Origin of the sequence: Paraglaciecola marina (assembly GCF_004360155.1) — a bacterium.
Classification (GTDB): domain Bacteria; phylum Pseudomonadota; class Gammaproteobacteria; order Enterobacterales; family Alteromonadaceae; genus Paraglaciecola; species Paraglaciecola marina.
In genome coordinates this window covers 37,923-49,563 of sequence record NZ_SAIS01000009.1, presented here as the reverse complement: position 1 = coordinate 49,563, position 11,641 = coordinate 37,923, and the positions used below count along the sequence as shown (strand labels likewise).

Annotated in this window: 10 protein-coding genes; all 10 read left to right on the top strand. The window is 37.7% G+C overall.

The features are described 5' to 3' along the window. Positions 1-26: 26 nt before the first annotated feature. The 10 genes from EOK74_RS13390 (at position 27) to EOK74_RS13345 (ending at position 11,619) form a co-directional block, all read left to right on the top strand. Positions 27-983, top strand: a complete 957-nt coding sequence (locus EOK74_RS13390; RefSeq protein WP_133470527.1) for a glycosyltransferase family 2 protein — start codon at positions 27-29, stop codon at positions 981-983. A gap of 12 nt (positions 984-995) precedes the next feature. Next, on the top strand, positions 996-2,114 hold the full coding sequence (locus EOK74_RS13385) for a glycosyltransferase (RefSeq protein ID WP_133470526.1): 1,119 nt from the start codon (positions 996-998) through the stop codon (positions 2,112-2,114). Further along, entirely contained in the window at positions 2,111-3,133 is a 1,023-nt protein-coding gene (locus tag EOK74_RS13380) for a polysaccharide deacetylase family protein (RefSeq protein ID WP_239024118.1), read from the top strand. Before EOK74_RS13385 ends, EOK74_RS13380 begins: the two co-directional genes overlap by 4 nt. Next, on the top strand, positions 3,130-4,167 hold the full coding sequence (locus EOK74_RS13375) for a FemAB family XrtA/PEP-CTERM system-associated protein (RefSeq protein WP_133470525.1): 1,038 nt from the start codon (positions 3,130-3,132) through the stop codon (positions 4,165-4,167). The genes EOK74_RS13380 and EOK74_RS13375 overlap by 4 nt, the downstream gene beginning before the upstream one ends. 47 nt (positions 4,168-4,214) lie before the next feature. Continuing rightward, positions 4,215-6,119, top strand: coding sequence for an asparagine synthase (glutamine-hydrolyzing) (asnB, locus tag EOK74_RS13370; RefSeq protein WP_133470524.1), 1,905 nt, complete (start codon positions 4,215-4,217; stop codon positions 6,117-6,119). Positions 6,120-6,184: 65 nt separating this feature from the next. Then, the gene (locus EOK74_RS13365) at positions 6,185-7,330 is read left to right on the top strand and encodes a glycosyltransferase (RefSeq protein ID WP_133470523.1); all 1,146 of its coding nucleotides are present in this window, start codon (positions 6,185-6,187) and stop codon (positions 7,328-7,330) included. Between the two features lie 43 nt (positions 7,331-7,373). Continuing rightward, positions 7,374-8,369 carry a sulfotransferase family protein gene (locus EOK74_RS13360; protein ID WP_239024117.1) on the top strand — a complete coding sequence of 332 codons (996 nt, stop codon included), beginning with the start codon at positions 7,374-7,376 and terminating at the stop codon, positions 8,367-8,369. 10 nt (positions 8,370-8,379) lie between these two features. Continuing rightward, complete coding sequence (locus EOK74_RS13355) at positions 8,380-9,537, top strand: glycosyltransferase family 4 protein (RefSeq protein ID WP_133470521.1); 1,158 nt, start codon at positions 8,380-8,382, stop codon at positions 9,535-9,537. Continuing rightward, complete coding sequence (locus EOK74_RS13350; RefSeq protein WP_166638767.1) at positions 9,530-10,546, top strand: glycosyltransferase family 2 protein; 1,017 nt, start codon at positions 9,530-9,532, stop codon at positions 10,544-10,546. Before EOK74_RS13355 ends, EOK74_RS13350 begins: the two co-directional genes overlap by 8 nt. Next, positions 10,543-11,619 (top strand): glycosyltransferase, encoded by a 1,077-nt coding sequence (locus EOK74_RS13345; RefSeq protein WP_166638766.1) that lies wholly within the window; start codon positions 10,543-10,545, stop codon positions 11,617-11,619. Before EOK74_RS13350 ends, EOK74_RS13345 begins: the two co-directional genes overlap by 4 nt. Positions 11,620-11,641 lie beyond the last annotated feature (22 nt).

Genomic DNA, 11,641 nt, shown 5'->3' with positions numbered 1-11,641 from the left:
AGCACTTACAGGAAAAATAATTTCATATGCAAGTATCATTTATTATTCCCCACAAGGGGCGATTTGAAATGCTGATCCAGACCTTAGAATCTATCAGTCTACAAACTTGCAATCAGAATGACATTGAAGTCATTGTGGTTAGTCAAACACCAGAAATTCAGCAACAAGTGTTGTCAACAAACAATGCCTTATCACTGAGTGTACATATTCGGCCCACATCAGAAACCATATCAGCATTAAGAAATTACGGAGTAACAAAGGCTAATGGAGAATATTTGGCATTTCTAGATGCGGATGTCTACCTATCTCATAATTGGGTTGAGCAAATGCTAACGGCACTCGACCATGATAGTAATAGAATAATCTGCAGTTCCATGCAAATTTGTGAGGAAAGTGCCCCACCATTAGAGCAAATCCGCACGGCTCTAAGTAATGCAGAACTTGATACTGACGTAGCTTTTCTTCCTGGGCGGAATTTGTGCTTAAAAAAGACCTCATTTGAAAATATAGGTGGTTTTCCGGAACATCTCATTACATGTGAGGATTATTATTTCACAGATCAAGCCGCCAAATTGGGAACTTTATTTTACACCTCAAGTGCCAATTATATTCATCTAGGCGAAGATAAAAAATATAAAGCTATGTTTTATAAAGAAATTTGGAGAGGACAGTCTAATCTTCAATCAATCTCTGGCCGTAATATTCCTATCCGTGAATGGCCAAGCTTTGCCGTACCTCCTGCTATAATGCTGATGTTAATCTCTTCAATATTTTTATTTATTATTAATCTGAACCTACTTGCTATGACTAGTTTAATTTTTGCTGTCATTCCAGTTTTTATTTACAGTATCCGGCTTTACTTATTAGCCAATAAAAAAATTCACCTTTGGTATATTGTGGTTTTTTATATATTTTATTTTCCTGCTAGGGCAATAGGTACATTTGCAGGGTTATTTAAATCCATTGGCGTAAAAACTCTTTAAGGACTAACACAAATGACAAAAACAATTAATGTGTTGCAGTTTATATGCCCAACGGGTTTTTACGGCGCAGAGCGATGGGTACTTGCATTATCTAAACATTTAGATACAGAGATAGTTAGAAGTGACTTAGCCGTCACCATGGAGCCAGCTCAAAAACCATTAGAATTAGTAAAAGAATACCAAAAGCTAAACTTACCTTGTCACACCATAAATATGAAAAGTAAGTTTGACCTATCTGCAGTCGACAAAATCGTAGAACTTATAAAAAGAGAAAACATTCATATAGTGCATACTCATGGCTATAAGTCAGACATTATTGGCGTTTGGGCAGCAAAAAAAGCTGGTGTTCCCTGTGTGGTTACGCCCCATGGCTTTGAAAATGCAAAAGACTTTAAGCTAAGAACCTTCATTTGGCTAGGCTGCCAAGCAATGAAATACGCAACTAAGGTTGTACCATTATCCCAACAGTTATTAGACGATGTGCTATCAATGGGAGTAGCCAAAAGTAAAAGTTTATATATTCAAAATGGCGTAGATTTATCTGAAGTTGAGGCCACCATAGCGCCAAATCGAGATAGCTCAGAAGAAAAGCGTATCGGTTTTGTGGGCCAAATGATCAGTCGTAAAAACATATTTGATATCTTAGATATATTCGAACAGCTCCATAAAAAGCACCCTAAAACCAAATTAGTATTGTTAGGAGACGGAGATGCACGTCCCGAATTAGAAAACTATTCAAAAACATTGTCCAGCCATAGTAAAATTGAGTTTTTAGGCTTTAGAGACGACCGTCTATTGCTTCTAAAATCCTTTGATTTATTTGTTATGACCTCAACACTAGAAGGCATACCAAGGTGCCTGATGGAAGCGACCGCAGCGGGTATACCTGTCGCGGCATACAATATTCCGGGCATTGACCAATTAATAGAACACCAAAAAACAGGTCTGTTAGCACCACTTGGAGAAAAACAAACCCTACAAAATTATTGGGAAGAGTTATTATTTAATCAAGAATATGCTGGTGAACTATCCGCAAATGCCAAAAAGTATGTGTATGAGCATTATTCCGCAAACCGTATGGCAAAAGAATATACAGAATTGTTTGAAGATCTGGTTAAGGAAAACTCATGACCCCAAAAATGGACACCACTGAACCTATCCTATTTGTATTATCTATTGATACAGAAGAAGAGTGGGAATGGGGTGAGGCTTTTCCGCAGCAGGATGCTAACGTTTCCAACATTGACACTATTCCGGCCTTCCAAAAAATATGTGAAGGGTTGGGCCTGCGCCCCACTTATTTTGTAGATTACGCGGTAGCTGATAACCCACAAGCCGTTAAACATATATTGCCGTTAATACCTGAAGGCAACTGTGAAATAGGAGCACATCTTCACCCTTGGTGTAACCCTCCTTTCTTCGGTCCGGTTGGAGAGTTCGAGTCTCATGTTGTTAACTTACCTAAAGAACAAGTTTCCCAAAAACTAGAAAACTTAGTAAAAAAACTTGAGCAAAGCTTTTCTATTAAGCCAAAATCATTTAGAACAGGGCGTTGGGGGATTGACAAGACAGTTATGAGTTTACTTGTAGAGCAAGGCTTTAATGTGGACTCTAGCGTTTACCCTTTCTATGAAAATGAATATTTTCATTGTAATGGCGCACCATCTCTGCCCTATTGGCCTGACTTAAACAACCCCCTTAAGGTTTCCTCACAAAATAAGATTTATGAGCTTCCTGTTACTGTTGGATTTAATCGAAGCAATTTTGAATTGGCTAATAAAATCCACACAGCATTTACTAAGCCACCGTTAAACTGGACTAGGTTTAATGGTATAGCATGGCATACTAATGTTTTAAGAAAAAACTATTTGTGTCCAGAATTATCCGCAGCTAATGATATGATTTCATTATGTAAATCTGTCATTGATAAAGGTTATCCCATTCTACATATGTATATGCATAGCTCTAGTTTAGTAGACAACAAAAATAGCTTACTTGGTAATAAAGACGCATTTGCCTTTATTTCTAATGCCATAAAAACAGTTATCAATGAGTTATCATCTCAATACAATATTGAGTTTTGTACCATATCTGAAGCTGCGAAAAAAATGCAGGAACGTACCTCCCACAATGGCAGTTCCGCTGAATGAATATCAGGCTAAGTGCAGTAACTGATGAGCAAGCTTGGGATCAGTATGTAAGTACTCATCCAGACGCTACTCCTTATCATCGCTTCGCTTGGGTTAACAGTATTGAACAAGCCTACCATCATAAAAATATAAGCTTCATCGCCTTAGAAGGTGACTCTGTCGTTGGAGTTCTACCTTGTATCAGTATGAAGAAACCTTTTGCTAATACGATGTTTTGTTCCCTCCCCTATTGCGACTTAGGATTTTGTTTAGCAAATAATGAAACAATTCAAAAAGCCTTAATCGAGGAAGCTCTTAAGGCTTTAAAATCCCGAAAGGGAACAACATTTGAATACCGGGATAACAGCTCTGTAGTAACAGATGAGACAACCCTAGACGGCAAAAAAGTACGTATGCTACTTCCTTTGCCAGAAACTTCTGAAGCATTAATGTCGGGTTTTAAGTCAAAGTTACGTAGTCAAATTCGTAAATCAGAAAAAAATGGCCTGACCTTCGAAATAACTTCAAGCCCCAAAAACATTGATGACTTTTATCAAATTTTTTCAATTAACATGAGAAAATTAGGCTCACCCGTACATAGTAAAAAATGGTTTGAGACTATATTTAATAACTATGCTGAAAATATCGTTTTATCTGTTGTGTACGTTGAGAACACTCCAGTAGGCGCAGGCATAGTATTAACCAATGGTAATAAAGCTTGTATACCATGGGCCTCAACAGTATCTGAATACAACAGGTTAGCACCCAATATGATGCTTTACTGGTCCCTACTACAACATGTAGCTGACACAAGTATCTCCGAGTTTGATTTTGGAAGGTCTACCTATAATGAAGGTACTTATAAATTTAAACGCCAATGGGGAGCAGTGCCAACTCCATTGAAATGGTCCAACCTAAATTCTGATATAAAAAATCATGACGAAGCAGCTGGAACCAGTAAAACCAGAGAATTAGTAGAAAATATTTGGTCAAAACTGCCTTTGAAAGTGACAACAGTTATTGGGCCAAAAATACGCAAACATATCAGTTTATAAAATATAGCTATTGTTGGTTTTAAAACTAAAACACAGGAATTGAGTTAATGTGTGGAATTGCAGGTTTTACCCATTTTTTGGGAAACATGGGTGATACAGAAACCCTTAAGAAAATGGGTAATAGTATCTATCACCGCGGGCCTGACGCTGGCGGTGAATACATTAATGACCATGTAGGACTTGCACACCGACGTTTAGCAATCATTGATTTGTCAGAAGCTGGTGTACAACCCATGACCTCCCATGATGGTAAATACATTATTGTATTCAATGGTGAAATCTATAACTACCTTTCCATAAGAAAGGAGCTGAGCGCCGCAGGTTATCCTTTTAAAACCCACACAGACACAGAAGTGATACTCGCCCTTTATGCACAAGAGGGTAAAAAAATGCTAAGTAAGTTAAGTGGCATGTTTGCCTTTGCACTTTGGGATACTGCAAGCAAAGAACTATTAATAGCTAGAGATAGAATCGGAAAGAAACCTCTTTATTACCTTAAAACTGCTACACAATTTGCCTTTGCATCAGAAATTAAAGCGATATTAACCTTACCAAATGTCCCTAAAGAAATACGCTTAGATGCGGTACATGACTTTTTTGCCTATCAATACATTCCAGATCCTAAAACTATCTTCAATGATATTCATAAGTTACCCCCAGGCCACTTAATGACAGTTTCCAATGACGGGATGAATATCGAGCAATATTGGGATGTGAGCTATAGTAAAACCACCACAAAATCTGAACAAGAGCTCACTAAAGAATTATTTGAATTAGCCACGAATTGCACTAAAGATAGAATGGTAAGTGACGTGCCCTTAGGGGCATTTCTAAGTGGGGGTATTGATTCAAGTGGCGTGGTGGCTATGATGGCACAAAACTCTAAGACCCCAGTTAAAACCTGCTCAATTGGCTTTGATGATAAAAAATATAACGAAACTGAGTTTGCTAGAGCCGTCGCAGAGCAGTATCACACCGAACACCATGAATTTACTGTGCATCAAAATGTAAATGATAGTTTAGAAGAAATCGTCGGCTACTTTGATGAGCCCTTCGCAGACCCATCACTGGTACCCACTTATTTTGTATCTGAATTAGCTCGCTCTCAAGTAACTGTGGCAATTGCTGGTGATGGTGGAGACGAAGTGTTTGCTGGCTACGAAAAATACACAACAGACGATATCGAAAACCGTCTTCGCAATAAATTTCCAAAAGCATTACGCAAAAATATATTTCCTAAACTGTCTAAGCTATTTGCCAAAAGTGAGTTGCCCATATTCCGCAAAGCTAAGTCACTTTTTAATAGTTTAAGCTTAGAGCCTGCTATGGGGTTTTACGTCACAAATTCACAAATTGAAGATAGGTTATGGCAACAACTCGCCTCAGAAAACACATTACAAACCCTAGGTGATTACCACCCTTCTAAAATTACTGTAGACGCATACAATAAAGCTGATGGACCCGATCATGTCTCGAAAATATTGTATACAGATCTGAAAACCTATTTACCTGGGGGCATATTAGTAAAGGTGGATAGAATGAGCATGGCAAACTCACTGGAAGTTAGAGCGCCAATTTTAGATAAAGACATTATTGAGTTTGCTGCCACCTTGCCCTCCTCACTAAAGTTTAATAATGGAGAGAAAAAATACATTCTCAAAGAAGCATTTAAGCCGGTTTTGTCGGACGACGTTTTATATCGCAAAAAAATGGGGTTTTCAGTGCCACTTGCCACTTGGCTGCGGGGCGAAATAAAAGACCTAGCCGAAGATTACTTATTCACTAAATCCTCAGGTATTCAGCAGTTTTTTAATATGCACATTGTTGAGCACTTGTGGGAGCAACATCAGCAAAATAAAGCCGACCATAGTAATGTGTTATGGAGTATGCTGATGTTTCAAATGTGGTGGTTCAAATATATGCAGCTTGAGCAACACTCAGATGCAGCTTAAGAACATCTTAACTCTCAATTGCTCGACTATATCAACTTACCTCCAAACTGTTGAGAAACTACTTCATGGCTAAAATAAAAGTCCTACATGTGACTTATGACATGAGAATTGGTGGCACCGAACAAGTCATAAAAAACTTAATTCAAGGCTCTGACAAGAACACTTTTGAGATGTCGATCCTATGTATAGAATCTCCACTGGGGCCTTTTGCAAATGAGCTACTTGAGCAAGATATAAAAATTCAAGCCTTATCTAGGCGACCAGGGTTTGACACAAAACTCATTACCCAGATACGCCATTATATAAAAGAAAACAAAATTGATATTGTGCACTGTCATCAGTACACACCATACGTATACGGATTATTCGGAAGCTTTTACACTAATGCTAAAGTAATTTTCACTGAGCACGGGCGCTTTTACCCTGACTCAAGTAGTTGGAAGCGGAAACTACTTAATCCACTGTTAAATATTTTTACAGCTGCCACAACTGCCATATCGGCGGCAACGAAACAGGCATTATTCGAGTTTGAAAATATCCCCAACAATAAAATACAAATTGTCTATAACGGTATTTTTGGCCTAAAGGAAGATAAAGACAAAACCAAGTTGTTATCTAAAGAATTAGCATTTTCAGAACACGTACCTTGCATTGGAACCATTGCAAGATTAGACCCGATCAAAAATCACAGCATGATGTTAAAAGCGTTTAAGAAAGCCCTAGATACAGGATTAACCTGTAAACTGCTCTTAGTAGGCGACGGTGAAGAAATGCCAAACATAGTGAAATTAGTCTCCGAATTAAAGCTAGAGAAGCACGTTATTCTAACTGGGTATGAGCCTAAACCTCAAAATCATTTAGCCTTAATGGACATATATCTATTACCTTCATTGAGTGAAGGTACATCTATGACTCTCTTAGAAGCCATGTCAATGGGTAAACCTTGTATAGTCACACATGCAGGGGGCAACCCAGAAATTGTGTTAGATGAAGTTACAGGCTTAGTGACTCCGAATGACAATGAAGATGCTTATGCAGCGGCAATTGTGCGCCTTATAAATGATGTGCAATTACAGCATAAATTTGGCAAAACTGGTAAAGAGCGATTTAATCAGGAGTTTAGTATCCCTAATATGGCTAATGCTTACAAAGCCATCTATTTAAAATGTTTACCTAAGAATAAGCAAGCTCCTATCAAGTCTAATGGGTAAACAGATGCTCTATAACTTAAAACAAAAACTAACGTATATTTTCATGCAATTTCTTCGTCGCGAAGAGATACAGACAGAATTGCAGCAGCAAATAAATCATACATCGAATCCTCTACCTAAAATAAAGAACACTCAGTCACCCTACTGTCAGAAGAGTAGCAAACAACTAAAATCTCCCGCGAATAGAGATGATATTGTATTTATAACCAGTCGATTTCGTAGTGGTTCAACTTTGCTATGGAATTTATTCAGGCAAACTTCAGGCTGCACCTCTTATTATGAACCTTTTAACGAAAGACAATGGTTTAATCCTGCTTTAAGAGGAAACACAGTTGATAGTTCACACAGAGGCGTTGCAGATTATTCAGCTGAATATGATGGTCTGAACGAACTTACACAATTCTACAATGAAGATTGGATTAGAAAACAACTATTAATGACCGAAGATAGTTGGAACCCAAGTATGAAGTCTTACATTGAGTCGTTGGTTAGCTCCGCCAAAGGCAGACCCATTTTACAATTTAATCGTATAGATTTCAGATTACCTTGGCTCAAAAAACACTTTCCAAATGCCAAAATTATTCACTTACATCGGCATCCAAGAGACCAATGGTGTTCATTTTTAACAGATAAAAACATCATGAATAAAGATGATGTGGAACATACCTATCAAGATGCATTTTATTTAGATGTTTGGTGTAAAGACTTGTCACAGCATTACCCCATATTGTCTAAAGTTAACACACCCCATCCCTATCAGAGATTTTATTATTTATGGAAACTCTCATACTTACATGGCGTAGCTTACAGCGATCATAATCTAAGTTTTGAGCAATTAACTGAAGACCCCGAAAAGCAAATTAAACAGCTCTATGATGTTTTAGATATCTCGCAAACCGGCATAAGTAAACTGTGTGAGGTAATTCAAGCACCGCCCAAGAATCAATGGCAAAAGTATGCAAGCAATGAATGGTTTGAGCAACATGAAAAAATTTGCGAACACAATTTAACCTTACTGCTAAACGGCACTCTAACCTAAGAACTATGCAATGAAAAAAACATTATTATTTAGTGAAATTTTTCCTCCAATACATGGAGGAAGCGGCCGGTGGTTTTGGGAAGTATACAGCCGGCTTGATCCTAATAACTACGTCATTCTGGCAGGCACCACACCAGAACAGAAGGTATTTGATGATGAGGCAAATTTAACAATAGAACGAATCACGTTTAAATATAAAAAATGGTCTGATTGGGGACTTCTGTCTATCTCTGGAATAATTTTCTATATTAATTTGTTTATTGACACATGGAAAGCGATTAAAAAACACGAAATTGGCGTGATTCACTGTGGTAGATGTATTCCCGAGGGCTTTATTGCATACCTTATTAAGTCAACTTTAAACATACCTTACTACTGCTATATTCATGGCGAAGATGTTGAAAATGCAGCAACCAGTCGCTCATTTAGCTGGATAGTTCGTCGGGCCCTAAAAGGTGCAGATCTATTAATTTGTAATAGTGAAAACTCTAAACGAGTACTGCTAGCTCACTGGGATGTAAACCCTGAGTTGACTACAGTAATAACTCCCGGAGTTGATACAAATACATTCAAACCAGCCCCAAAAAGCTTAGAGTTACGAGCTAAATTTAGTTGGAATGAACGCCCAGTTTTACTCACTGTATCGCGATTAGAGTTACGAAAAGGCCATGCAACTTTAATTGAAGCTTTAGTCGATATAAAAGTCAAAATTCCTGATGTTCTCTACGCCATAATCGGAGGTGGACCTCAAAAACCAGAACTTGAAAAATTAGTTTCAGAGCTCGGCCTCGAAGATAATGTAATGTTTATGTCCGAGTTATCAGATCGACAAATGATAGAGTGTTATCAACAAAGCGACATTTTTGTTCTACCTAACAGAGATATTGGACGGAACATAGAAGGCTTTGGAATAGTCATGATAGAAGCCCAAGCTTGTGGAGTTCCTGTCATTGGCGGAAATTCAGGCGGTACACCTGAGACCCTGATCGAAGGTAAAACTGGATATATTGTTGATTGCAACACACCTCAACCATTAAGTGATAAAGTCCAATTTATGCTTGCTAATCCCAACAAACTGCGTGAGATGAAATTAAATGCCCGCGCGCACTCAATAAATTATGATTGGAGAATATTGTCTCAACAATTGGAAAATAAATTTAATGAATGAGCAAATACCCCCAACAGTAAGTGTTATCGTTCCTCTCTATAATAGAGAGAAATTTCTACCTCAGTTATATGCCACTTTAGATGCACAAACATTTAAAGATTTTGAGGTTATTTTGATTGATGACGGCAGCACAGACAATACTCAACAATGGTTACAAGAACACTCTTTAGCCCATGGTCAAGATGTTATTTATCGACATCAAGAAAATGCAGGCCCCTATGTCGCCAGAAATTACGGTCTATCCTTAGCTAAAGGTCAATATATTGCCTTTCAAGATAGCGACGATGAATGGCCAAACTACCATCTTGATGAGTTTGTAAAAGCACTCGACGAACATTCAGACATTGATTGGCTTTTTGGCTCTTTACAAAGAATCGATCACGACACTAAAGAGATTAAGGAGTCAAGTAACTTCATTATGGCCGATGGCAGTCGCCATCCTTTTGTGAGCCTACTCACTGAAAAAAGAAACGCTATATCAGTCATTGTTGACGAAAATATAAAAACTGTTGCCATTGAACACTGTGTACCAGGAAGTACTCAATGTGCGATTATTAGAAAAAGTATATTTGAAAAAAACGTTTTTGACGGAAGTTATAGAACGGCCTATGACAGGTTTTATGCTATAAAATCAGTATTGCAGGGACACAAATTTGCCTTTGTAGATACTACACACCAAATTTATCATATACATGATGCCCATATTTCACTAGTCGCAGGGGCATCTCCCGAAAAAGCTGAACGCAGCGCAAAAACAATGCTTCGGGGTTATTCCTCATTATTAGATTTAGCCCATACAAAACAAGAAAAATTAGCCATAAAAAAACAATTAGCGAAGGTTAACGCATGGGAGTTATCTATTGCATTAAAAGACCTTGGGAAACTTAAAGCATCGTCTAGTGCCATGTTGGAAGCATGGAAGTTAGACCCTAGTAATTGGAGATTTGCAAAATCTTATCTAGTGAGTTTACTCAGATTATGCCTAGCTCCTTTAGGCATAAAACCATGAGCAAGAAGAAAGACTTGGTGATATTTGCACCTAACTGGTCTAAGAATAATCCCTATCAAAATTTATTAGCTGATAGTATTTCTGATAAATATGAAGTGAAAATGCAAAATTATCCAGCGGGATTACGACCATTTACGAGTTTACATAAACAGAATCCCAACATGACGGTTTTGCACTTACATTGGGTTGCAGAGCTTATTCACCGTTTAAGTTGGTCAAAGTCATCACTGTTTTTTTATATCAAATTAGGCTTGATGTTATTTGACTTATGGAGGCTAAAAAAAAGTGGTATCAAAGTAATCTGGACCATACATAACAAGCTCTCCCACCAAGGTTTAAATAAGAAAAGAGAGTTGTTAATTAGACGTCAATTTTGCCGCCTAGCAGACCAAATAATTATTCATAGCACTGAAGCGATGGAGCTTGTTACTAAGTTCTACGAATATCCGTTGCTACAAAAAACTAAGGTAATATTTCATGGTAATTACGACAACTGTTACCCAAAGCCTTCAGCAACTAAAGATAGCTTAAGAAAAAGCTTAAATATCAAGCCTGATGTCATTAATATTCTATACTTTGGTTCGATACGACCTTACAAAGGTGTGGATAATTTAATTGACTGTTTCAATAGTATTGAATCCACTCTAGGAAATTCATCCTTAACCCTTGCTGGCGGCGTGTCCGATGCAAACTATAAAAATGAATTATCAGAAAAAGTAAAACTAAACGGTAAGATCGTTGCCAATTTTGAGTTTCTGCCAGAACAGCAATTAGTGGATCAAATCACAGCTGCAGATATTGTTGTAATACCCTTTGCCGACACTTTAACTTCAGGTTCAACCATTCTAGCCATGACGCAAGGGAAGCCATTAATATTGCCAGAAAAAGCAAGAGTATTTGGTTGTGTCCCCGAACCAGGGGTAAAGTATTTTGCAAATATAGCCGAACTTACATCAGTACTACAAAATATTCACACACTTCCACTACAGGCAATGGCAACAACTAATAGAGCAGCAGCTCTTAACTTGACTTGGGAAAAAGTTGGTGCACTTACCAAGCAGTGCTACTCATAACATGATTAAATTATTTAAGGAT

Excerpts from the sequence above, each read along its gene's own strand:
- asnB (WP_133470524.1), top strand. The coding sequence starts at position 4,215 with ATGTGTGGAATTGCAGGTTTTACCCATTTTTTGGGAAACATGGGTGAT.
- EOK74_RS13345 (WP_166638766.1), top strand. The coding sequence starts at position 10,543 with ATGAGCAAGAAGAAAGACTTGGTGATATTTGCACCTAACTGGTCTAAG.
- EOK74_RS13380 (WP_239024118.1), top strand. The coding sequence starts at position 2,111 with ATGACCCCAAAAATGGACACCACTGAACCTATCCTATTTGTATTATCT.
- EOK74_RS13350 (WP_166638767.1), top strand. The coding sequence starts at position 9,530 with ATGAATGAGCAAATACCCCCAACAGTAAGTGTTATCGTTCCTCTCTAT.
- EOK74_RS13375 (WP_133470525.1), top strand. The coding sequence starts at position 3,130 with ATGAATATCAGGCTAAGTGCAGTAACTGATGAGCAAGCTTGGGATCAG.
- EOK74_RS13365 (WP_133470523.1), top strand. The coding sequence starts at position 6,185 with ATGGCTAAAATAAAAGTCCTACATGTGACTTATGACATGAGAATTGGT.
- EOK74_RS13390 (WP_133470527.1), top strand. The coding sequence starts at position 27 with ATGCAAGTATCATTTATTATTCCCCACAAGGGGCGATTTGAAATGCTG.
- EOK74_RS13385 (WP_133470526.1), top strand. The coding sequence starts at position 996 with ATGACAAAAACAATTAATGTGTTGCAGTTTATATGCCCAACGGGTTTT.
- EOK74_RS13355 (WP_133470521.1), top strand. The coding sequence starts at position 8,380 with ATGAAAAAAACATTATTATTTAGTGAAATTTTTCCTCCAATACATGGA.
- EOK74_RS13360 (WP_239024117.1), top strand. The coding sequence starts at position 7,374 with ATGCAATTTCTTCGTCGCGAAGAGATACAGACAGAATTGCAGCAGCAA.